Below are 23,212 nucleotides of genomic sequence, written 5' to 3'. Positions count from 1 at the left end.
GGCCTAAGCTACAGAGCTATATGCCACTACTCTGTACACACTTGATTACGGCCGTTGGCTTTAGCTCGGTATAGCGCTTTATCCGCACGGTAGAAGGTGCGTTGAGTATTCTCTCCGTCACGATGCAAAGTGATACCAATACTCACGGTCAAACCACGCTCCCCAAGTATTTCATGCCATCCAAATTGGAAGATGCGCTCTCGATAATTTTCAGAGTGCATTTCTGCCTTCGGAAGATCAGTGTTCTCTAGAATGACGAGGAACTCTTCTCCACCAAATCTGACACATGACGCGCCTCTAAACTTAAAGTATGAACGTAGCTCTTGAGACACACTAACAATCGCTTTATCGCCCACTAAGTGACTCAGTTCATCATTGATAGACTTGAAGTGGTCAATATCAATAACCATCAGCGCGAAAGAGGTATCGTGCAGCAGCATGTCTTTCAGTTTCACATCTAACCAGCGGCGGTTGTGCAACCCTGTTAATGGATCTGTGAATACGTCTTGTTGAAGCTGAGCCACCGCATTCTTGTGTTGTTCGGTTGTCTCTTTGAGCTCTTTGTTCTCTTGTTCAGAGAGAATGAGTTTGAGTTGTAACTCAAAACGAGACAGTCGGCGTAGCTGGCTTGAACCGAGTTCACTGATCGGGATCTGCTTCATCAGATCGGTTTCAATTCGGTAGCCTTTTTTCTCATAGCTTAGCGCTTCTTGAAAACGCCCTTGATTCATACACACATCACTCAGCGAATCGTAGAATCGTTTTGCAAGTACTGGCGACGAGTAGGCTTTCACGCGTTTGTCTGTGCTCGACAAAATCATGCTCGCGTAGTCTTGCTTGCCGGTTGCACTTAGGCAATGTGAGAGCTCTAGACGAGTCATGGTTGCAAGCCAGCTTGCTTGAGTGCTGTTGGCTGGGTATTGAACCTTAGACAGACAGCGTAGCGCTTCATGGTGTTTTTTCTTAGCGCGCAGCACCTTTGCTTGGTAAAGCAGTATTTGAGCTGTGAGCAACTTGTCACTGACCAAAATACTCAGTTCTTCGCACTCATTCAGTAAATCGCTGGCTGCTGTAATGCGATTGAGTAGAAGTAGGCTTGCTACCATATGCAGCTTGAATTTGAGGCGAAGTGAGCGACTGCTTATCGCATGGTCTATGCTGCTGATTTTTTGGTAGTAACGAAGTGCTCTGTTGTGATCGCCATAGGAATCACACAGGTTGCCCATGCCTAAAATAGCTAATACATACTCATCGATATGACCGTGTTCAACCGCGATAGTCGATGAACTGACGAATTCATTGAGTGCTGAGGTGTAATCACCAGTTTCAACTAAGCGGTCACTTAAACTGGTTTTGACTGTCAGAATATCTTCGATATCGGCAGGAAGGTGGAGCAGATCGAGTGCTCGTCTCAACTCTTCGATACTGGTTTGATTTTGTTGTAACTCGGCACGGTATTCAGAGCTAATGATATAGCAGTGCGCTTGCTCTGTTTGCGTTGTCGAAACGTGCTGACGAATGTGGTTCCAGAAGATGATCGCTTCTTCACCTGATACTGATGAAGGGTCTAAACCGGCGTCTGTGATCTTGCTTAATAGAGTTTCCATTATTCTATTACCTCAGCATCGTCTTCTTCTAATTGTTCAAGCGTGAACGGGAACGTCAAAATATCATTGAGGCTGACGGTCGGTTTCGAACCCTTTAGTCCTTTTCTATGCCATGGATAGATATCAAGCATGGTGCTGAGAGTTTGGAAGGTTTGCTCTGCGGCTTCGCCTTTTTCGGAAAGCATAAGGGCCACACGTTCAGAACTTAGCCTTGCGATGAAGTCATTCTGGTTACATAAAGCATGAGCAATCTCGGTACAGACATCTAAGTAATCAGTATCGACATGATGGAACATAATGATGCTGTGGTTTGAACGTTTAAGCTCTGTCTTGAACAGCACCAACTTTTCCCACCAAAAGGTTTCAGAGACAACGTAAGAGAGGTGCTTTTCAGGATCGTACTCGTGCTGACCGCGAATACGATTAATCAGTTTTCGTGCTCTCTGTTCAAGTTGGCGTTTTGAACTGCGTGCTTTGTCCAAACCGACACGTGTCGTTTGCTCTTTGAGCATGCCGATAGAATATTGACGGTACTTTTTAAAGGCGACGAGCGCGGCTTGGAAGTCTTGGTTTTCTTCCGCCACCAAGGATTGTTGGTAACAGATTTGGCTCAGCAACTCGCCATTATCGAACTCGTTTGCGGATTGTTCTGCGAGCCTCAGTAATTCCGCCGCTTGTTCTGGTCTTTTTCTCAGGAGCTCCAATCTAGCTCGGCTGATGTATGAGTGCGCCTTCATCCAAACTAGGTTGTGTTCAACTGCCAGATTGTGCGCTTTGGCCGTGGCGCGCTCCGCGTCATCTAAGCGTTCAAGACCAAGTAGGGCAAGGCCTCGAAAGTCCCATACCTCTGCATGCCAAGTGTTATCTTTATGGTCTTTTAATGCTTCTTCTGCACCGTCCAATACCGACAGCATTTCAACATAGTTGTTGAGCAGGTAGTAATCCCACGCAAGCAGTATTCTGGCTTTACCCTCTAACCAACCAATGCGGCTGTTGTTAGCCACTTTAACGGCAAGCTGGTGGGTAGAACGTGCAAGTTTATATTCGTGGGTCATCCGCCAAATATTGCCAAGGCCAATGAGGCATTCAATTTGAATTTCGACTTCATCAACCAACGCGGACTGCTCTAAAGCATTGATCCAGAACTGTTGGGCGGAATAGTACTTGGCTTGTCCCCAGAACTGGAGCGCGTGTAAATGGAGGATTTCAGGGAGAAAAAGGTCGGTATCTAATCGGCTTTGGCGCTTGTAGGCTTCCTTGATGTATTTTAAACCTTTTTGGTAATCCATCAGGTTCCAGCTACATCTTGCCATTAACATTAATGACTGGATGGCACCCTCTTCAAACAGAACTTGCTCTGATCGGACTAGGCACTGTTGGGCAATCTCTAGGATCACCGATGGCTCAGAGTCGACACGAGTTTTGAGTTTTTCTAATTCTGTTTCAAGAAGGTACTGATTTTTGTCCAAGACTTACATCCATGATTATCGAACATATTGATAACACAATCATTATAAGAGTGTAATTTGAGATAAGCACCAATTATCTTTCGTAGAGCGTCAAAGGAACATCGATCTTTTCTAATTATGGGTGTTACCTCATGTTGTCGCTTTAAAATCAATGAGTTCCCGAATAATTACCTAGAGGCTTTGTTGCTATGAAAGTAGTTGCTTTAGAGTTAATGGCAGCTCCCCTACGCCTAAGCGTTGTGCTGCCGTGAGCCCTTGCTTATCTTGGTAGCACAGATTGTGCCAAGCTCTAAATATGTCGAGCAATGGAAGAATGCCCCCAGGACGAAGCTTACGTCTGGGCTCATTAATAAAGCTATCAAATAACAACTGAAAGCGCTGTTGATAGAACTTAGTTTGTTGAATTGAGGCTGTGTTAAACCACTGTTTTGGTTCTGGATTGTTACCGGTTAGGTAGCAGATACCTTTCTGGTTATCACCCTGATTGGCAATAGCCCAGCGATCTCGCCACCAACTCATGTGAACGATGTCGATCTTTTCAAAACTTTGGTCGTCTTGCCAGCCTGAATCTTCTTCGACATACATGAGGTCAATATTTTGACTCTGAATGCGCGGCAAACATACACTTAAAGCGGCAGATCTTAGTAATGGATCTTGTGGCATATAGATGGCGACATGCTTGTCTTCGTTACACATATCCAACACATGTAAGAAGTGAGCATAAGAGGTATAAGGCGGTCGAATGAGAGCGCCTTTTGAAGGGTAACTAAATGTGGTGAGGTTACCCATAGGGTCCTCAACGTTACCTCTCGCAAGAATCACTTGGTACTGCTGTTCAATGCGCTCTTTTAGTTTGTCAGAGGGCTGAGGCAGTTCGAGATTTGCTTCTGAAGAGTGCTCTTTGGATACAAATCGTGCCACATCATCATAAGGGTTATGGTCGACGTTTCCTGATGGTTCTTCATTTTGAGAGTAGTTAACGTGTTGGCAAAGTATATAGCCAGAATGCGCCTCGCCCGTCGCTATCCACACCACACCGTTGTTACTTTGTGGTTGCAGACGCTGGTAGTGAGATGCGAACTCGTAATCTTTCGCATGGTTAACCCATCGTGCATCGATCATCGCTAATTTACGACGACAACGGCTCGCGATATGGTCAACATGATCATAGAAAGTCTTTGGGTTGATCTCTAATTTTCGGCAGATTTCACGTACGGAATAGCCCATGAACAGTAAGCCCATGAGGTTCTCTTGAAATTGGAGTTTTTTATTGGATCCAGACCATTTATCAACGAAGGTTGTTTGGCAGTCTTTGCATCGATAACGCTGCCTGTCGCCACTGTAGCCGAAGGCATGATAAAGGTGTTTATGGGTATGAACCGATAAGCCGAAGTTATCGCAATCATCATTACGACAAGCAGGGAGCCCGTCGCTGTGAAGTTGTCTTAGGCGATGAAGTTCGCTTAACACTTCACGATTGTTAAGTAAGGGGGGGAAAGCTCCACATTCACGACAAACCATCGCTGGACGCTTAGGGTTCGCGTGTTGCAAAACATACCGTTTTGCATCGCTCAAGCCAAAGTTGTCACACGCCAATGTTTTACAAAAGTTGAGTTGCAAACCATCCGCATCTTTTGGCAGCTTGTCGTTAGACACGATCTCCCCCTCGGGATTATTTGAGCAGCCAAGCGAGCCTGGCTGCGGGGTAACGCTTTTCAATGTATCTTTTATCAAATCGTTAGATGTTGATTGCTGTCTCTAGAGCAACTTTCATCATGTCGTTGAAAGACTTTTGACGCTCTTCAGAACTTAGTTTTTCACCACGGATGATGTGGTCAGATACTGTTAGGATAGTTAGTGCTTTAGCACCAAGGTCTGCAGCAACGCCGTAGATACCAGCCGCTTCCATATCAACACCTAGGATGCCTAGCTTTTCCATTTTTTCGAAAAGGTCAGCTTCTGGAGTGTAGAAAAGGTCTGCAGAGAATACGTTACCAACTTTAACTGGAACTTCTTGTGCACGAGCTTGGTTTACTGCTTCTTCTAGAAGACCGAAATCAGCGATAGCAGCGAAGTCGTGGTTGTTGAAACGAATGCGGTTTACTTTTGAGTCAGTAGATGCACCCATGCCGATAACAACGTCCATTAGTTTAACGTCGTCACGTACCGCGCCACAGCTACCTACACGAATAACGTTTTTCACGCCGAACTCAGCGATTAGCTCGTGTACGTAGATGCAGCATGATGGGATACCCATACCGTGGCCCATTACAGAAACTTTCTTACCTTTGTAAGTGCCTGTGTAGCCAAACATGTTGCGAACGTCACAAACTTGCTTCACGTCATCAAGGAATGTTTCTGCAATGTATTTTGCGCGAAGCGGGTCGCCCGGCATAAGTACTGTTTCTGCGAAATCACCAGCTTGAGCATTAATATGAGGTGTAGCCATGGTCGTTCTCCAAAGTTTAAACGGTAATTATAGGAACAGGATTTAATCAATTACCGATTCTGTTGAATTGAATTCGTTTTGTTGAGGCAATATTAGCGAGTTAGAACGTGGCTCCATGAGACTTTAGTCACAAAATAGGTCTGCCATTATAGTTTTATTAATATTGATAACCAAATATGTTGAAAGCGTAAAGGCAATCGATTTTGTATGGGTAAATTGCAAGTGAATGAGAAGAAAAGGCTTACATATAAACTTGTTGCCTATTAGTTTCGAGACAACAATACGTTGTAGAGACGTTTGATCAGAGATAATCTAAACTTTGATAAAAGACAAACCAAGGATTTGTATGTCGTATTGCGTTAACTCGACGCCTTTTCAGTCAATGAAAACACGACTCCACAGGGCGGCGTCGCTTGTTGTAAGAACTACTTTGCTTGCCAGCGGGATAGCTTCATCGTGGGTGTCTGCTGCAACCTTTGAATTGCCACCAACGGAAAGCCGCATTGTGGGCAGAATCCAGCAGCATGAAGTGGCGGCGGGCGAAACCTTGGCCATCATTGCCAAGCAATACGATATTGGTTTTCTCTCTTTAATGGCAGCCAACAAAGGGGTGGATCCTTTTCTTCCCGCGGAAGGCTATGTGTTAAGCATTCCAAGCCGCTTGATTTTGCCTGACACCCCAAGAAAGGGGATTGTCATCAATCTTGCTGAGTTAAGGTTGTATTACTTTGAGCCTGAGAAAAATCAGGTGCATGTTTTCCCTGTCGGCATCGGTCGAGTGGGGCGTGATACTCCCGAGATGATCACCAAGATAAGCCAAAAAAGACCGAATCCAACATGGACGCCACCAAATTCAATCCGCAACGAGTATCTTGAAAAGGGCATTGAATTACCGAGAGTGGTTCCTGCCGGGCCGGAAAATCCATTGGGAGAGTACGCTTTGAGGCTTGCTTATGGCGCTGGCGACTATTTGATCCATGGTACAAACAAAGATTTCGGGATAGGTTTACGAGTTAGCTCTGGTTGTATCCGAATGGAACCTAAAGACATTGAGTGGCTGTTTGAGCAAGTGAACCGTGGTGAACAGGTCACCATTATCAATGAGCCGATTAAGGTGTCATTAGAGCCTGATAGAAGTGTGTTTGTAGAAGCGCACGAGCCATTAACTCGAAGTGATGGTTCAAAGAAATCATTACAGATCCCTGTGGAACTAAAATGGTGGCTTGAAGACGCAGAACTGCCAAATTCAAAGGCGAAAGCGGTTATCTTTGCTCAAAACGGCGTACCTGTAGAGATAGCACCACCTGTGATTGAGTTTTAATTCGATTGCCTCTTCTGCAACAAGGGGCGGTTTTATCTTGTTTACTCGCATTAGTGTCACCCAAAAAAAGCACCACATCCGATAAGAAGTGGTGCTGTCTATATACTGCTTTTTGCGACTTATTTAATCTACAGCTTAATCGCGATTAGATCTCAAACTACTTAGTGTAAGACTCAGCGATGTTGTCGATGCGTTCGTTAGCACGATCCGCTTCTTCTTTCGCTGCCATAGCGGCTGCTTCTGCTTCTTGAGCCTTCATTTCTGCGGCTGCTTTGTCACTCTTAAGTGCTTCAACTTCGCTTGTAAGTTGAGCCACTTGGTTAGTTAGTTGATCCATTTCTGACACTGCAGCTTCTTCTGGTTCTGAAGAACAACCGGCTAAAATGAAAACTGATGCTGCAGCTGCGATTAACGTCTTATTCATAAGAACTCCTTGCTTATTTATCATCAAAAGATGCGCTATACATTCTTTATCATATAGTCGCTTCATTAATGATTGTAGCGACTAATTTTTTAACTGCAAAAACAATAACTAAAGAAATTGCTAAATTTTTGAGGTAATTAGCTAAGTATCACGTTGTGTCTCATTTATGAGATGAAGGATTTAGAGACGACTTGAAGGTGTTTTTGGAGAGCTATCCCTTTGCTAGCAATGCATACGTTGTTCTAGCTAAAGATAGATAAAGGGATAAATTTACTGTGATCTCTATCCTTATAAAGTACTTTCGCGGTATCATGTCACGTTAAATTAATTTTATTCAATACCATCATGACTGGAGAGTCCTTTGCACTTTAAAGATTTAGGCTTAGATAACCGCTTACTGAAGAACTTAAAACATTACGACTTCAAGAAGGCGACAGAGATCCAATCAAAAGCGATCCCTGTTGCTATTGCTGGTAAGGATCTATTGGCTTCATCAAAAACGGGATCAGGAAAAACATTGGCGTTTGTGTTGCCAATGATACATAAAGCATTAAAAACAAAAGCGTTTTCTGCTAAAGATCCTCGTGGTGTAATTTTGGCTCCTACTCGTGAGCTAGCGAAGCAAGTTTACGGCGAACTGCGTAGCATGCTTGGTGGTCTGTCTTATGAAGCGGCGCTTATCTTAGGTGGTGAGAACTTTAACGACCAAGTTAAAGCACTGCGTAAGTACCCTCGTTTTATCGTTGCGACTCCAGGCCGTCTTGCTGACCACCTAGAACATCGTTCATTGTTCCTAGATGGTGTTGAAACGCTAATCCTTGATGAAGCGGACCGTATGCTTGATCTGGGTTTCGCTCCAGAACTTCGTCGCATTGCCAATGCAGCTAAACACCGTCGTCGTCAAACGTTGATGTTCTCTGCAACGTTAGATCACGCTGAAGTAAATGGCATTGCAAATGAAATGCTAGACGCACCTAAGCGTATCTCTGTTGGTGTTTCTAACGAGCAACACTTAGATATCACACAGAAATTCTACTTATGTGATCACCTAGATCACAAAGAAGCGATTTTAGACCGTGTACTGGAAGAAGCTGAATACCGTCAGGTAATGATCTTCACAGCAACACGCGCTGATACTGACCGTTTAACAGATAAGTTGAACGAGAAGAAGCTTAAAGCGGTAGCACTGAGTGGTAACCTAAACCAAACGCAACGTAATGCTATTATGAGCCAGTTCGAGCGTGCGGTTTACAAGATCTTGGTAACTACCGATGTTGCTTCACGTGGTATTGATATTCCAAACGTGAGCCACGTTATCAACTTTGATATGCCTAAGCATACGGAAGAGTACGTGCACCGTGTAGGTCGTACTGGCCGTGCGGGTAACAAAGGCGATGCGATTTCTTTGGTTGGTCCAAAAGACTGGGACAGCTTCAAGCGTGTTGAACTTTACCTTCAACAAGATTTGACCTTCTCTGTACTTGAAGGCCTAAAAGGTAAATTCAAAGGCATTAAGCCACGTAAACCTGCGTTTGCTAAAGGCGGTCCTGCTAAGAAGAAGACCAACACTCAAGCGAAGAAAACGCCGAAGAAACCAGTTAAGCGCGATAAGAGCTTCCACCAAAATGTGGCCGTGGGTGATACCGTGTTTATCCCTAAGAAGAAAGTCGCACCAAAAGTGGACGACGAGTAATCACCAGCCAGTTTTAAAGCGTTTGCTAGTAAAACTGACATAAATAAAAACCGCCAATATTAGGCGGTTTTTTTGTATCTCGACCTTGGCTCAGCCATTACTTTTCGATATTTAGTTAGAAATTGAACGTCGAGAACGAATACGCCAAGATGTGGTCGGCAATGTATTTGTGTGTGGCGGTGGTTGGGTGCGTCACGCCCCAGAATACATAACTGTCTGAACCATAGGTGGCACAGTCATTGGTTAAGCTGTGGCTTCGCAAGTAGTCCGCGGCTGAGCTTCGATTGATATTAAGACAAGCATCACTCGCGTTTCGAAAGCCATGTTGTTCTGGGTTATCGGTAATGCTGGCGAACAACGCACTTGCATCGAACAACACCACGTTTTTCCCCATACCTTGGTAATACTCGGCTTGAGCTTTGATGAACTGGTTGAATTCTAAGATCTTGCCACGAACTTTTATTATCTCTTGTTCGGTAGAGTATTTGAATTGAGGGGCTTTGGTTGCATCGGGTAAGGTGAACAGCAGGATATTGTTCGCACCAGATTCTGTTAAGCGGATCAGCGCGCTGCTAAAGTCAGCCTTTACATCGGCGACTTCTCGGTTGTAATTCATGAAGTCATTGAGGCCAAACTCTAAAGTAAACAGTGAGTTTTCCGGACGATAGTTTTTGGCGACTTTCATGTAGGTCAGATAAGAGGTGACTTGATCATATACACCAGTCAATGCCACGTATTGGTTGGTACCTGCGGCGCCACCCACAGCCCAGTTATACAGAGGGACATCTTTCGCTTTTGCTAAATACTCCGTCCAGACTAAACCATTCGAAAAGTGCCCTAAAAACCACGAATCTGCGTTCGGAAAAACCCATTGTGAGCCATTAAATAGATTACCAGTGTCGGACAGGCTATCACCAAAGGTGACAATACGATTGATGCTATTGGCCTGGAACGCGTTATCGTTGGTCCAGATGGAGTGGTTGTAAGAGAAGCGATTATCTGCGGCAAAGTAGGTGATGTCAGCGGCGTCATGTTGGATGTCGAGCGTCTGTTCGCAACGCTGTTTGATTTCAGATTGAGGCGCATCACTGTAGAACATGTTTTTGAAAGAAACAGAAGACCACCAATATCCGTTGATCGTGTAGTAATCACCACTCTCTTTCTTTGCCCACTTCCAGTCGGTGGCTAGGGAATCATGAGAGGCATCGGTTCGATACCAACATCTAACATATGAATAGGTCTCTGAGCCTTGTGCACTGAGTACTTGTGCAGATGTAATTGATTCAGGTGTTGGTATTGAGTCTTCAGCGGCATAAGCGCCAAAAGGCAGGGCTAACGTGAGTATTAAAGCCGTATTTTTCATCACTGTATTCTCTTTTATATTTAGATGAGCCAAACAGAAACGCTGTTGCTTGTTGCTTGTTGCTTGTTTCTTGATAAGTGGATAAGTGGATAAGTGGATAAGTAAATAACTGGTACGACCTATATCTAAAATCAATAATTAGCGTCAATATATTCAGGGTTGTGGTGTGTCGTTAATGGAATAAGCCTCAAGTTATCAACGAGTTTTGGTTGAAAAATACCTGTTTCCAAACGGTTATTTGTCGAATAATTTTGGTTTATTGAGAATGTTGAATTGATATTTGAGTCGGGATATTGAAAGAACAATCTCATCAACCTTAGTTAAATGTTAATTTAATCAATTGCTTATGTTTTTTTCTCCTGATTCTGTTTGCCTGATGTTCATCGCACCTGTTTAATTCAAGTTCGCCATCACAAATATGAAGTCGTTACTTTCTGTTTTATAAAATCATCATCTACGGTTCTTTTACTCATCAGAGGTCTAATCTGTTTAAGGAAAGAGCATTGAAAAAGATATTAATTTGGACGATAGCCTGCCTATCCAGTTTTGGCGTATATGCCGGAACGAGCGCATCAGCATTAGAAGCCAGCGGATACACTGAAACGAAATACCCCATTATGTTGGTACATGGTCTGTTTGGTTTCGATACATTAGCGGGCGTTGACTATTTCTATGGCGTACCTGAATCCCTAACCAAAGATGGCGCGAACGTATATGTCGCTCACGTCTCTGCAACCAACAGTTCAGAGGTCCGTGGTGAACAGTTACTCAGCCAAGTTGAAACGCTGTTAGCTGCAATAGGAGCAAGTAAGGTGAATCTGGTTGGTCATAGCCACGGTGGGCCTACGGCTCGTTATGTTGCGTCAGTTCGACCTGATCTTGTTGCTTCAGTGACCAGTATTGGCGGTGTGCATAAAGGTTCTAAGGTCGCTGATCTCGTTCGAGGGAACGTATCTGAAGGCTCTGTCACAGAAGGTATCGCGGTTAAATTAGCAGGTGGATTAACGACACTGATTAACCTTTTATCTGGTGGAACGGATCTCGACCAAGACGGCCTCGCTTCTCTTGAAGCATTGACCACAGAAGGCTCGCTAGCCTTCAACCAGTTTTACCCTGAGGGCGTTCCGACGTCTGAGTGTGGCGATGGTGAGTGGCAAGCAAGTAACGGCGTTTATTACTATTCATGGACAGGGTCTTCCACTTTTACCAACCTTCTTGATCCTACCGACGGAGCGATGACAATCCTAGGCTTAGCCTTCAACGAACCTAATGATGGCTTAGTAGGAGCATGCAGCGCGCATTTGGGCAAAGTGATTGGTGATGATTACAAAATGAACCACCTAGATGAGATTAATGGGTTATTGGGAATTCACCACTTGTTTGAGACAGATCCTGTAACTCTATATCGTCAGCATGCCAATCGATTGAAGTTGGCTGGCTTGTAGTCTGCAAAGCCGTTTAACAAGAAAACAAGGGAAGTATGATGAAAAAGACCGCCATTTTGTCGATAACCACGATAGCCCTGATGAGCACAGCGGCGGTCTTTTTATATCTAAATAATCAAGATACACATACTGACGACGAACAACGCGTCTCCTCATTGAAAGTCACCTCTCAGCAAGATACCGACATCGATAACGCATCAGCAAAAGACATGATGGAATATTTCGTGTCAGGTAATACAGAATTAACCCTTGAAGATATTCGAGACAACGTGGCGAAACACCACGAACAATCATCAACAACCGTGGTTGATGAAGCACTGTTTGCCAAATATCTTGAGTATAAGTCGGCACTGACATCGTTGGACGTGCAGTTCGGTACCACATCCATTTCCGCTGATGATCTACGTGCACTCAATCAAGCGCTCCTTGACCTCCAAGCTCAGTTTTTCAGTGAGAGCGAGATAAGTATTCTGTTTACGCACGACAACAGAATGAGAGAAATCGCCTTAGAAAAGTTACTTCTGAAACAGGAGGGATTAGAGGATGAAGAATACCAACAAAGACTCGAATCCTATCTATCTGAGCAACCTGATTATGTTCAGTCGAGTCACCAGAATCAGGTGTTACTCCAACAGCTCTCTAGCTCTGAAGGTCTCGATGAACAGGGTAAATACTTAAAGAGAAGCGAACTTGTCGGTGAAGAAGCAACCCAGAGACTTGAAGCACTTGATAAACAAAGAGCGGCCTTTGAAGACTCGTTAGAGGTCTACTTCGCAGAACGAAATGATGTCTTGAAAGATTCATTCCTATCAAAAACCGAACAACAAGAGAAGATTGCGCAACTTAGGACTGAACATTTCCTACCAGAACAGCTTAGAAGGGTAGAAGCGATTGAAAGAATTCGAGCGGCTGAATCTCGTCAGTAGTGTCTAAAAGCGAAAAACCAGCCATGATGGCTGGCTTTTTGTTTATCGGCGAGTTCTAAAGAGCATACAGCCTGAATCTGTTTGCCTTGAACTTCGTACCTTGAAGCCTATACCTTAAAGTAATCCAACTGCTGCTTCTGTTGTTCTGCTAGGTTAGAAAGCTCGTGGCTTGCTGCTGCGGCTTGAGTAATACCGGTTACGTTTTGGCTTACTAGGCTATAGATGTTTGAGATATTACGGTTGATGTCTGCAGTCACTTGGCTTTGTTCTTCTGCGGCAGAGGCAACCTGAGTGTTAATTTCTGTCATGTCGGTTACTGAGTTAGCAATACCTGAAAGGGCAGCGCTTACCTCGCCAGAGAGCGTTTGGTTATGCTCTAACATAGACAGTGAACTGCTCATACTTTCATTGGCGTTACCCGATTGAACCTGCAAGCCTTCGATAATTGCTTGGATCTCTTTGGTTGAATCTTGCGTACGAGCAGCCAGCATTCGAACTTCATCGGCTACCACTGCGAAACCACGACCACTTTCACCAGCACGAGCGGCTTCGATTGCTGCATTAAGCGCAAGAAGGTTAGTTTGTTCAGAGATGCTTTGAATTACTTCAATTACCTTACCAATCTGCTCGGAGTGCTCTTTTAACGTGCCTACAACGTTTGCCGCTTCACTCAGCTGAATCGCCATTTGCTCATTAGCTTGGTTGCTCTCGTTAAACAAGCTCATGCTGTGTGTTGCCATTTCGTCGGCTTGCTTGGAAGCTGAGTCGGCTTGTACTGCATTCTCGTTGACGTGTGCTGCTGTGCTCTCAAGTTGATTTACAGCAGAAGCAACCTGTTCAACCTCTTGCTTCTCTTGGTCTGAGTTAACGCTCGATTGTGTCATTACAGCCGCTAATTCTGTCGACGCAGAAGCCACTTCGATACTGATTCGAGACAGCGAGCTTACCGTGTCACGCAATTGTTCAACAGACTGGTTTACGTCTTGCGCTAGGCGTGAGATTTCGTTGTCGCCATACTCTTCTGCTTTAACCAACAAATTACCTTTTGCTACTTCTCGCATGGTTTCTTGAATGTTGCTGATCGGCTTAACAATGATGCCAGCCAGCGTCCAACTGATAATTAGTGCTACAGACAGGATCACCAACAGTGCAATGGTCGCAGTAGTCAGTGTGCTAGCGTGTTGCTGGCCGTTGATGTCGACTTCTTGAGTGGCAAGCAAGTTCAGCTTCTTAGACAGAGTGTTGATCGCTTGCACCATTTCATTACCCGCATGTCGGTATTGGTCGATTGCGATCTGGTAGCGGTTTTCAAAATCTGACGAGAGTGATGCATCGCCGTGTTTCGCTCTTAATAGAGGAAGCATGGTGGTGCGAGAAAAATCGACATAGTGATTCATCGCTTTGTTCATCGCGGCCACTTCAGCTTGCATGCCTGGCACTGTGTCTAATGAATTCAGTAGGCGAGTATTCTGGTCGCGTTTTTGGTTTAGCGTTTCAACCAGTGTTTTTACGTCATCAGCATTGAATAGACTGTAAATCGCTTTGATACGCATACCATAGCTGTTGTCGACGATTTCGCTGAGTTCTTCTTTATGTAAGATTAATTGGTCGGTTGCTACTGACACATCTTTGAATGCACTTTCTAGCTTTTCACCACCGATAATGACACCGGCTAAAAGTAAAACGACGGAAAATAGTACGGGTATAAGAATTTGTATTTTGATTGATAAGCCACTGAGAAGTTGGCGCATGTAATGTCCTTCTTTGAATAAAATAAATAGATGAGAATTATTATTATTAGAATTAGTTGGCGATTCTAACTAATGAGACTGACAATTCAATCAGTAAAGGCTTTGATTTCGTTATATGCGATAGGTATTTGATATAGGTGGTTGTTTATTGTTCTAAATGGCGATAAAGGTGCATCTTTTTATCCATCGTGTTAGGGCTACTTGATTGATAAATAGAGAAGTATATTGGTTAGTGTTCGATATAAATAGGGAAGGGAATCTAGTTTTTTGGTGCTCAAACGATGGTGACACCTGCATTCAATAACTGCATCTGATGGGGGCGCGACTATCAATTCATCGAGTAAGAGAGAAATTAGCCATTAATTTGTAGTTGTCATATAGGCTTCAATTAAGTGAAACACAACTGTCACATTCGGATTCTAAAGTAGGCCTCGTTCAAGCAAAACATTACGGCAATAACGCCACTAAAGGAAATTTGTGATGAAAAAGACAGTTATCGGTGCAATCGCACTACTAGGCGCTCTAACAGTGAATACAGCTTCAGCTAAAGAAACTATCTCTGTAGTTGGCTCTAACAGTGCTTCTCCACTGGTTGAAGTTTTTGCAGAAACCTACATGAATAAAGGCGAACCAGTGTTCATCGAAATTCAAGCACCAGGTTCTTCTGCAGGCATCAAAGCAGCAAAAAATGGAAGTGCTGACCTTGGTATCTCTTCTCGTGACCTAAAAGAAGAAGAGAAAACAGCTGACCTGAAAGAGCTCGTTATCGCTCGTGACGGTATCGCAGTTGTTGTAAACCCAAATAACGAAGTATCTGCTCTTACAGCTGAGCAAATCACTTCAATCTACAAAGGCGACATCACTAACTGGAAAGATGTTGGTGGTGCTGACAAGCCAATCGTAGCAATCACTCGTGATACTGCATCTGGTACACGTGGTGCATTCGAAGACATCATGAAGCTTAAGAAGAAGATCGGCGATAAGAAAGTATCGGCTATCTCTCAACGTGCACAAGTTGCAAACGGTAACGGCGCACTTAAAGTTTCTGTAGCAAGCAACCCATACGCTATCGGCTTTATCTCTCTAGGTACAGTTGACGAATCTGTTCAAGCTCTAACTATCGACGGCGCTGCTGCAACTGTAGACAACGTTAAGAACGGTTCTTACAAAGTTGCTCGTCCATTCCTAGTCCTTTACAAAGCAAACGCTCCAACAGCTGAAACTCAACAATTCCTAGACTGGATGGTTGCAGACGAAGCTCAAGCTATCGCTGGTAAGAAAGGCTACATCACAGTTAACTAATCTTAACTGACTCAATCTTAATTATTGCTCAGCCTGCTTTAGGCTGAGCCTTTTCTTTCAACTTTGTTTATTTCGAGCTCTTATTGAGCCACAAAGTTTGAGATTTTATATATGACCATCGCAAATAGTGAAAAGCTTATGAATACTGAAGCGACTCAAATCAACAAGCCAAGTCTACGTGCTAAGAAGCGCATCGACTGGAGAGAAAGAATCTTTCACGGCTTGTTCTTATCGAGTGCTGTAATCGGCATCGTATCACTAGCCGTTATCGCTTACTTTATCGTTGCAGAGAGTATCCCTGCATTCCAAGAGGCCGGCGTTTCTGGCATTGTTCTGGGTGTTGACTGGTTACCTCCAGCTCTATTCGGTGTTGCAACCATGATTGTTGCATCGATTGTTTCGACACTTGGAGCTGTAGTTGTTGGTGTACCAGTAGGTGTACTAACCGCTATTTTTATTGCTGAGATTGCTCCTAAGCGTCTTGCAGATATTATTCGACCTGCAGTTGAGCTTCTAGCGGGTATCCCGTCGGTTGTATACGGCTTCTTCGGTCTAGTAATTATCGTTCCAATGATTCAGAACATTTTCCAAGTACCAGCGGGTAACACCATCCTAGCCGGTATCATTGTTCTGGGTATCATGATTCTTCCTACCGTTATCACGGTTTCTGAAACGTCGATTCGTGCTGTACCTCGTACATACAAAGAAGGTTCACTTGCACTGGGTGCTTCGAAAATCTACACGATTTTTAAGCTACTCGTTCCTGCTGCACGTTCAGGCATTATGACTGGTGTGATTTTGGGTATCGGCCGCGCACTTGGCGAAACGATGGCAATCATCATGGTTATGGGTAACGCGCCAGCAATGCCAGAAGGCATTTTGGACTCTGCTCGTACGCTAACAGCAAACATTGCAATTGAAATGTCTTACGCAAGTGGCGTTCACGCTAACGCACTGTACGCAACAGGTGTTGTACTTCTAGTGTTCATCATGATGTTAAATGGTGCTCTACTTTATCTTAACCGTGAAAAAGCGAAGTAGGCGAGGATAAGTAATATGGATCGCGTAAAACTAAAACAAGCACGTCAAACCAAAGATAACATCCTAAAAGGTTTTATCTGGGCAGCTGCAGCTGTAACCGTTGGTTTCTTATTCTGGATTATTTGGTACATCCTATCGAACGGTCTGCAATACGTAGATTGGAACTTCATCACTGACGATTACACTCGTACTGGTGAAGAACGTGGTATTTTCCCAATGATCATTGCCACGATCTACATGGTTATTGCATCGATTGCGGTAGCTGCGCCACTAGGCATCATGACGGCGATTTACCTAACTGAATATGCGAAAGTAGGTAGCCGATTGGTGAAAGTGATTCGATTCTGTACTGAGTCGTTAGCTGGTATTCCATCGATCATCTTTGGTCTGTTCGGTATGACCTTCTTTGTTTCGATTCTTGGTCTTGGCTTCTCGATTCTGTCGGGCGCACTAACGCTAAGTATCTTGATTCTTCCTGTAATCATTCGTACTACAGAAGAAGCATTGATGGCAGTACCACAAACTTACCGTGAAGGCTCATACGGCCTTGGCGCTTCAAAAATCTACACTATCTGGCGTTTGATATTACCAAGCGCAATGCCAGGTATCTTAACTTCGGTCATTCTTAGTATTGGTCGTGTAATTGGTGAATCAGCGCCTGTGTTCTTAACAGCAGGTATGGTGGCACGTGTTCCTGAGTCGGTATTCGATTCTGGCCGTACACTAACGGTTCACCTATATAAGCTGACAACAGAGCTATTTACTATCGATGAGTGGAACCAAGCCTACGGCACGGCGACAGTCCTAATCGTATTGGTTCTCTTGATCAACATGGTTACAAAACTGATTGCGAGACGCTTCAACACGGCAACTTACTAAGCTCATTAGCTGGCTCAACAATAGAGAGAGCCCCCGTGATAAAGAAAGCATCAAGTTAGACACGAATTTAAGAATTTAGAGATTACGAACATGAACAAATTTGATATTGAGAACCTAGACCTGTTTTACGGCGACAACCAAGCGCTTAAATCTATCAACCTGCCAATTCCTACTCGTCAGGTTACGGCACTGATTGGCCCATCTGGTTGTGGTAAGTCAACGCTACTACGTTGCTTGAACCGCATGAATGACCTAATTGAAGGCGTTACTATCAAAGGTAAGCTGGATATGGATGGTACAAACATCTACGGCAATATTGATGTGGCTGACCTACGTATTCGTGTAGGCATGGTATTCCAAAAGCCAAACCCATTTCCAATGAGCATCTACGAGAACGTGGCTTACGGCTTGCGTGCTCAAGGTATCAAAGACAAGAAGCACATTGATGAAGTAGTAGAAAGCTCACTGCGCAGTGCAGCACTGTGGGACGAAGTAAAAGATCGTCTTAAAGCACACGCATTTGGCTTGTCTGGTGGTCAGCAACAACGTCTATGTATCGCTCGTACTATTGCAATGGAACCGGATGTAATCCTGATGGATGAACCTACATCGGCTCTTGACCCAATCGCGACGCACAAGATTGAAGAATTGATGGAAGACCTGAAGAAAGACTTCACTATCGTTATCGTAACGCACTCAATGCAGCAAGCGCGTCGTATCTCAGACCGTACTGCTTTCTTCCTAATGGGAGAGCTTGTAGAGCACAACGAAACGAGTGTTATCTTCAGCGAACCAAAAGATGATCGTACTAAAGGTTACGTAAACGGTGACTTTGGTTAATTGATTATTTAAGTGCTGTGTTTGGCCTATTAGCAAAACCAGCACGCTAACTGATACGCAGGTTAGATAATCGAATAGATCGACAGAATTATCACTATAACTATAAGCGATGGAAGTTTTGCCCCACTTTATGTGGGGCTTTTTTATGCCTTTAAAAAAGCCTCAATGTCGATGAAAATTTGGGCAGGAAATCCCATTTTTGTAGTCCTTCTCATGCTTGTGATAATGTAAAAAGTGAAATTGCGACCCGCTTAACATCTCATTTTTAGTTACATTGATTGCATATCAAGGCTTCTGTATTTTTGCTGTATTCTCAATAGCCAATGGACGGAAGCTGTGCCTGTAAAAGCCTTTGCAAAACAAATATCTGCTACGCGCGATCACCGTTTATTGGCAGAGTCTCTTTTTGAGTACTTGGCTAAAATGCTTGCTCCAAAAGGGATAGGGATATTTGCTGAGCCGATACCGGAAAGCGATTCGTTGCCGCTGTTTTGTCATGGCGAATTAACCTCTCTTGAGTATTACCCCTCTACATTTTGGCCTTGGGTTTCACAGTTTGATACCGCAGACGGTGTTTTACCTATGGCAATCAATACTTGTAACTGGGATCACATAAAAGTGCTCGGTGGGGAGTCGTTCATCATGATGCTCGACAATGCGCCTGCCTGTAGAACTTATTTAATTATTCAAAATTGCGATGCCGAAAAGATCAATCAAACCTTCGACCAAGATCTAGATGTTCTTCAACTTGCCGCCGCTCGCTGGCAGTGTATTCGTGCTGAGAAGAACGCGGCACTTGAGATCAAACACAGAGACACACGAGAAGCTCAATACCTTGATGAGATTAAGCTTCGTGAATTGTTTGTCGAGAACATGAAGCTAGTTCATCAGGTGGCGTTAGAGCTTTCTAATCCAGAAACTTTAGATGCACTCTATAAAGCATCAGTAGAAGCCGTACGCGATCGCCTAGGCTTTGATCGTGCGATCTTCATGTTACTTGATATGAAAAAGCGCTGTTTTAGTGGTACTTACGGCACTGACGAAACGGGTAAAACCAACAGTGAACATCATACTCAATATGATTTACACCAGCTTGAGGCCGAATACATTGAGGCGCTATCTGACAACCACACCAACTTAGTCATTATTGAACAAGCGCCACTCTACACCGAAGGCAAGGTGGTGGGGCAGGGCTGGAATGGGATGCTTATCTTGCGTGAAGGGGATAAACCGGTCGGCTGGATTGCGATGGATAACTACATCCACCGTTCACCCATAACCAATTATCAAAAGCAGATGCTTGAGTCCTTTGGCTCGCTGCTCTCTCAGATATACATTCGTAAACGCCAAGAGCAGAACATACGCATGCTGCACTCGAGCATGGTGGAGTTGTCTCGCTGCGACAGTGTTAGTGAGGTGTGTAAGTCTGCGGTTAGCTTTGCTATTCAACACCTAGGCATCGACCGATTGGCGGTTTTCCTGACCGATAAGAATTGCAGCTACATGCAAGGTACTTGGGGTACGGATATAAAAGGCGATATTGTCGACGAGTCCTACTATCGTTCAGAGCTGGTGGAACGCAACATTGTTTCAGCGGCTCGCGCTTGTCCCAATCAAGTTGCGTTTGAAGAATCAGTACCTATCTATCATGACTTTAATATTGTTGGGGTAGGTTGGACGGCAATGACCATGCTCACCACCAATACGGGTGAGCCGATTGCATTTATTGCCGCAGATAACTTGTTAACACGCAGCCCTTTAACTTCCCAGCTTCGCGAAGTGATTCGTATCTTTGCTTCTAGCCTTGCAGAGGTGTTGCAAAGAACCATGGCGCAAGAGGAGCTTAAAAAGCTCAATGAAACGCTTGAGCAAGAGGTTAGTAAGCGCACTCAAGAGCTTGAAAGAGCCAACGAACAGTTGGATATCATTTCTAAATTAGACCCGCTGACGCGCCTTGGAAACCGCCGTATGTTGTCGCAAGTGTTAGAAGATTTGAACTGCGACGATCAAGGAGCGTTTGCCACACAATATGAAGTCACATTTGGATTGATCCTTGTCGACCTCGACCACTTTGGTTTGTACAACAGTGTTTATGGCCATACCGAAGGTGACGCTGCTTTACGCTCGATAGGTAAGATACTAAATAACCATGTTTACAATGAACAAGAGACTTTCTGTCGTATTGGGGGAGAGGAGTTTATGTTGTTGATGATCGGCACTAATCACTCTGAAACGAAGCAGCGTGCCGAGTCGATTAGAAAGTGCATTGAAGAGGCGAAGATCCTCCATTGTGAAAGCAGTACTAGCCAGTATCTAACCGCGTCTGTCGGGTATGCTTCTATAACTTCTGATCAGCGCCAGTTTGACTTCGACCTACTGTATGGCAAGGCAGACAAAGCCTTGTATCAAGCCAAAGACTCAGGGAGAAATCGAATCGTTTCTGCCTTAAAACGTAAAAAAGTCACAGCCTCTCTTTCTTAAAATAAAGGCCGTTGATCTCAAGATGATCAACGGCCTTTGTGCTTTACTGTTCTTGATGAACAGCGTCGACTAAAGATTTTCTAGCGAACTATTATGCTTTTTACTCGCAACTCTCTTGGGCTTCTTCACCGTTTTGATTGCCAGCTCAGGGCTCCATGTTTGGGCTGGTGAACCGGCTTCACCATAAAGGCTTTGGTTTAGCTTGGTGAGTTCGGCTTCAACGGTTTGTAACGTCTCATCACTTAGATCTGTATTTTCAGATTTCCATTGCTCAAATAAGGTTCTGGTCATCACGCCATCTTTCGTTCTTAGAGCTTCAATAAGCGCTTCTGCGGTATCTGATTGACGTTCAACAGTGTGTGTTGGTTTTGTCGTTACGCCGCGGCGTGACCAGAAGTAGAATGCCAATGCTGAGCTGATTAGCCACAAAGCTGCAAATAGGGCGGTGAGATAAGGCCAGATCCCAGGGCTATCTACAGTAACAACCGTCGGGCTTACTTGTTGGGCGGGCGTAGCAGTTACTGGTGGAGTGCTTGACGTTGCGCGATCACTTGCTTTTACCGCTAACTCTAGCCCCTGCGCTTTGCTTGTTTGTTCTGATTGCAAATCGGTGTTAAACCAAGCTTGAGACACATCAGGAAGCGAGATGTTTCCTGCCTCTTTCGGAATCAAGACTTGCTTGTAAACAACGACAGAATCACCTGACTGAGTTGTGCCAAATTGCGGCTTCTCTTCATAAACACGTACCGAATTAGGGTAGGTGATATTCAGTTTTGGCAGCTGGTGTTGCGTTAAGTTGCTAGCCGTCATCGTGATGGTACGAGTTAACGAATCACCCGCTTCCATTTCAATGGTTTGGTTGTCGCCTTCTAAACCATTACTATTTCCCAGTTGATTGCCTTGGCTATCTGACCATTGTTGAATCAGTTTGAAGTTTGATGTTGGTAACCACTCACCTTGGTAGCCTTTTGGTACGTCCTTCACAGTTACATCTAAGATTTCAACGGGCGTGTCGAGCTGGAACAGACGCGTTGTACTGGAGTTGTTGGTTGAGTAAACAACGGCTCCAGTCAGCTTCGGTCCATTCAGCTTAAACTGTCCGGCCTTTTGTGAAGAGATACGGAAAGACTGTTGAACTACCGTCACCTCTTGTCCATTGAGAACATCTTGAAATTGCTTCGATTCACCAATAGGTTCCACATCTAAACCCGGCGAGCTCGGTGGCGCTATTTTAGGATCTTGCAGCCTTCTTGGATCAGCTTTGATGATGAGTTTTACATCAAGCTCAGCCACTTCTTGTGGGTACAGCGAGTTCTTGCTGAGATTAAGCTGGAACTCTGCCATGTCATGTTGAGTGGGCGCAGCTTTATTAACGGCAACATTGATGGTGATAGGCTGAGTTTTCGCCCCTTCAATATCGAAGCTAGGAATCTGGATCTTGCCTAAACGCAGAGGAGCAAGGCTGATGTTCCATTCACTTGACACCGAACGGCTGCCATTGACGATTCGCATCGATGACCCAAAGTTTGGTGTGCCGACATAGAAATTCTGCTGGAGCGCTGTTAGATCTAGAGCATCAGAAGAGACCTTTTCATCGGTTGCGACTCTAAGAAGGAATACTTGATCTTTGGTGACACTGTTATGTGAAACACTCGCCACGGCGTTTGCAGCCAATACTGAGAAGGACGAGAAAGCTCCCAACAACAATGTTAGGAGTACGGATAAAAATGGCTTGTTTAGAAATCGCATGGTTACCACTTTTTGTTCTGGTTGTTAGGAGCACTTTTTTGTCGTGCTTGTAAAATCATTTGCGCTTTAAGCAGTTGGCTCGGGTCACGGGCGCTTTCTACTTGCTCAAGTTTTCGCATGTCAGGGTCGCTCGACAGAGGTTGATCTGAGGTTTGTGCTACAGCTTGCTGACCACTTTGCTCACCATCTTCTTTTGAAGCTTGTTGTGCGCTAGCACTTTGAGGTGTAGCGCCTTCTTGGTCACTCTGTTTCGGCTGGTCACTGTTACTTTGTTGACCGGCTTGCTTGTCGTCTTGTTTAGACTTTTCAGAGTCAGAGTGATTTTCAGGTTGGCCTTGAGATGAGTTTTGGTCTTGGCTACCGCGTTGATCTTGGTTACTGCTTTGATCTTGCGACTTGCCATTGTCAGCGGAGCTTTGTTGTTGATCCTGAGAGCTTTGCGAAGAATCATTTTGCTGACCTTGCTGACCTT

The 23,212-nt window shown here is 44.4% G+C and carries 17 protein-coding genes and 1 pseudogene; 9 read left to right on the top strand and 9 right to left on the bottom strand.

The window, feature by feature from the left end; translation table 11 throughout:
* Positions 1–26: 26 nt before the first annotated feature.
* The 4 genes from AB4558_RS14455 to deoD all read right to left on the bottom strand — a co-directional run bounded on the left by AB4558_RS14455 (position 27) and on the right by deoD (position 5,525).
* A complete protein-coding gene (locus AB4558_RS14455; RefSeq protein WP_372158879.1) occupies positions 27–1,607 on the bottom strand; it encodes a diguanylate cyclase domain-containing protein in 1,581 nt (526 codons plus the stop codon).
* Entirely contained in the window at positions 1,607–3,076 is a 1,470-nt protein-coding gene (locus AB4558_RS14450) for a hypothetical protein (protein WP_017061878.1), read from the bottom strand. Before AB4558_RS14450 ends, AB4558_RS14455 begins: the two co-directional genes overlap by 1 nt.
* Before the next feature lie 186 nt (positions 3,077–3,262).
* Positions 3,263–4,732 carry a lactate dehydrogenase gene (locus tag AB4558_RS14445; protein WP_017061879.1) on the bottom strand — a complete coding sequence of 490 codons (1,470 nt, stop codon included), beginning with the start codon at positions 4,730–4,732 and terminating at the stop codon, positions 3,263–3,265.
* Positions 4,733–4,814: 82 nt separating this feature from the next.
* Complete coding sequence (gene deoD, locus AB4558_RS14440) at positions 4,815–5,525, bottom strand: purine-nucleoside phosphorylase (RefSeq protein WP_017061880.1); 711 nt, start codon at positions 5,523–5,525, stop codon at positions 4,815–4,817.
* 346 nt (positions 5,526–5,871) lie between these two features.
* Here deoD and AB4558_RS14435 point away from each other — a divergent pair, with 346 nt between their 5' ends.
* A complete protein-coding gene (locus AB4558_RS14435) occupies positions 5,872–6,846 on the top strand; it encodes a L,D-transpeptidase family protein (RefSeq protein ID WP_137001438.1) in 975 nt (324 codons plus the stop codon).
* A gap of 157 nt (positions 6,847–7,003) precedes the next feature.
* Here the strand turns inward: AB4558_RS14435 and AB4558_RS14430 are convergent, their stop codons facing one another.
* Positions 7,004–7,270: an Lpp/OprI family alanine-zipper lipoprotein gene (locus AB4558_RS14430; protein ID WP_017061882.1), complete on the bottom strand. Its 267-nt coding sequence runs from the start codon at positions 7,268–7,270 to the stop codon at positions 7,004–7,006.
* Positions 7,271–7,631: 361 nt separating this feature from the next.
* Here AB4558_RS14430 and AB4558_RS14425 point away from each other — a divergent pair, with 361 nt between their 5' ends.
* Positions 7,632–8,963, top strand: coding sequence for a DEAD/DEAH box helicase (locus AB4558_RS14425; RefSeq protein ID WP_017061883.1), 1,332 nt, complete (start codon positions 7,632–7,634; stop codon positions 8,961–8,963).
* Positions 8,964–9,078: 115 nt separating this feature from the next.
* Here AB4558_RS14425 and AB4558_RS14420 read toward each other — a convergent pair whose 3' ends face one another.
* Entirely contained in the window at positions 9,079–10,326 is a 1,248-nt protein-coding gene (locus AB4558_RS14420) for an SGNH/GDSL hydrolase family protein (RefSeq protein WP_372158903.1), read from the bottom strand.
* 503 nt (positions 10,327–10,829) lie between these two features.
* On the opposite strand from AB4558_RS14420, the gene AB4558_RS14415 reads away from it, so the two are divergent.
* Entirely contained in the window at positions 10,830–11,771 is a 942-nt protein-coding gene (locus AB4558_RS14415; RefSeq protein WP_372137852.1) for a lipase family alpha/beta hydrolase, read from the top strand.
* Positions 11,772–11,809: 38 nt separating this feature from the next.
* A complete protein-coding gene (locus AB4558_RS14410) occupies positions 11,810–12,697 on the top strand; it encodes a lipase secretion chaperone (protein WP_065583797.1) in 888 nt (295 codons plus the stop codon).
* Between the two features lie 107 nt (positions 12,698–12,804).
* Here the strand turns inward: AB4558_RS14410 and AB4558_RS14405 are convergent, their stop codons facing one another.
* Complete coding sequence (locus AB4558_RS14405; RefSeq protein ID WP_372158878.1) at positions 12,805–14,448, bottom strand: methyl-accepting chemotaxis protein; 1,644 nt, start codon at positions 14,446–14,448, stop codon at positions 12,805–12,807.
* Positions 14,449–14,928: 480 nt separating this feature from the next.
* Between AB4558_RS14405 and AB4558_RS14400 the strand changes: the two genes are divergently transcribed.
* From AB4558_RS14400 to AB4558_RS14380, 5 genes are all read left to right on the top strand, one after another.
* On the top strand, positions 14,929–15,750 hold the full coding sequence (locus tag AB4558_RS14400) for a phosphate ABC transporter substrate-binding protein (protein ID WP_086714882.1): 822 nt from the start codon (positions 14,929–14,931) through the stop codon (positions 15,748–15,750).
* Between the two features lie 111 nt (positions 15,751–15,861).
* Positions 15,862–16,791, top strand: coding sequence for a phosphate ABC transporter permease subunit PstC (gene pstC / locus AB4558_RS14395; RefSeq protein ID WP_019822958.1), 930 nt, complete (start codon positions 15,862–15,864; stop codon positions 16,789–16,791).
* Positions 16,792–16,806: 15 nt separating this feature from the next.
* On the top strand, positions 16,807–17,670 hold the full coding sequence (gene pstA / locus AB4558_RS14390; protein WP_017064256.1) for a phosphate ABC transporter permease PstA: 864 nt from the start codon (positions 16,807–16,809) through the stop codon (positions 17,668–17,670).
* A 90-nt stretch (positions 17,671–17,760) separates the two neighbouring features.
* Positions 17,761–18,510, top strand: a complete 750-nt coding sequence (gene pstB / locus AB4558_RS14385; RefSeq protein WP_004732036.1) for a phosphate ABC transporter ATP-binding protein PstB — start codon at positions 17,761–17,763, stop codon at positions 18,508–18,510.
* 336 nt (positions 18,511–18,846) lie between these two features.
* On the top strand, positions 18,847–20,991 hold the full coding sequence (locus AB4558_RS14380; RefSeq protein ID WP_372158877.1) for a GGDEF domain-containing protein: 2,145 nt from the start codon (positions 18,847–18,849) through the stop codon (positions 20,989–20,991).
* A 69-nt stretch (positions 20,992–21,060) separates the two neighbouring features.
* On the opposite strand, the gene AB4558_RS14375 is transcribed toward AB4558_RS14380, so the two are convergent.
* Both AB4558_RS14375 and AB4558_RS14370 read right to left on the bottom strand, forming a co-directional pair.
* Positions 21,061–22,740, bottom strand: coding sequence for a BatD family protein (locus AB4558_RS14375; protein ID WP_372158876.1), 1,680 nt, complete (start codon positions 22,738–22,740; stop codon positions 21,061–21,063).
* A gap of 2 nt (positions 22,741–22,742) precedes the next feature.
* A pseudogene (locus AB4558_RS14370) lies at positions 22,743–23,212 on the bottom strand (hypothetical protein); the annotation flags it as partial.

The sequence above is a fragment of the Vibrio sp. 10N.222.51.C5 genome (genome assembly GCF_041474575.1).
In the GTDB taxonomy this organism is placed as follows: Bacteria; Pseudomonadota; Gammaproteobacteria; order Enterobacterales; family Vibrionaceae; genus Vibrio; species Vibrio crassostreae_C.
This window is presented reverse-complemented; position numbering and strand designations above follow the sequence as displayed.

Coding starts and splice junctions, on each gene's coding strand:
- AB4558_RS14455 (WP_372158879.1), bottom strand. CDS start 1,607: ATGGAAACTCTATTAAGCAAGATCACAGACGCCGGTTTAGACCCTTCA.
- deoD (WP_017061880.1), bottom strand. CDS start 5,525: ATGGCTACACCTCATATTAATGCTCAAGCTGGTGATTTCGCAGAAACA.
- AB4558_RS14435 (WP_137001438.1), top strand. CDS start 5,872: ATGTCGTATTGCGTTAACTCGACGCCTTTTCAGTCAATGAAAACACGA.
- AB4558_RS14430 (WP_017061882.1), bottom strand. CDS start 7,270: ATGAATAAGACGTTAATCGCAGCTGCAGCATCAGTTTTCATTTTAGCC.
- AB4558_RS14420 (WP_372158903.1), bottom strand. CDS start 10,326: ATGAAAAATACGGCTTTAATACTCACGTTAGCCCTGCCTTTTGGCGCT.
- AB4558_RS14410 (WP_065583797.1), top strand. CDS start 11,810: ATGAAAAAGACCGCCATTTTGTCGATAACCACGATAGCCCTGATGAGC.
- AB4558_RS14405 (WP_372158878.1), bottom strand. CDS start 14,448: ATGCGCCAACTTCTCAGTGGCTTATCAATCAAAATACAAATTCTTATA.
- AB4558_RS14400 (WP_086714882.1), top strand. CDS start 14,929: ATGAAAAAGACAGTTATCGGTGCAATCGCACTACTAGGCGCTCTAACA.
- pstC (WP_019822958.1), top strand. CDS start 15,862: ATGACCATCGCAAATAGTGAAAAGCTTATGAATACTGAAGCGACTCAA.
- pstA (WP_017064256.1), top strand. CDS start 16,807: ATGGATCGCGTAAAACTAAAACAAGCACGTCAAACCAAAGATAACATC.
- pstB (WP_004732036.1), top strand. CDS start 17,761: ATGAACAAATTTGATATTGAGAACCTAGACCTGTTTTACGGCGACAAC.
- AB4558_RS14375 (WP_372158876.1), bottom strand. CDS start 22,740: ATGCGATTTCTAAACAAGCCATTTTTATCCGTACTCCTAACATTGTTG.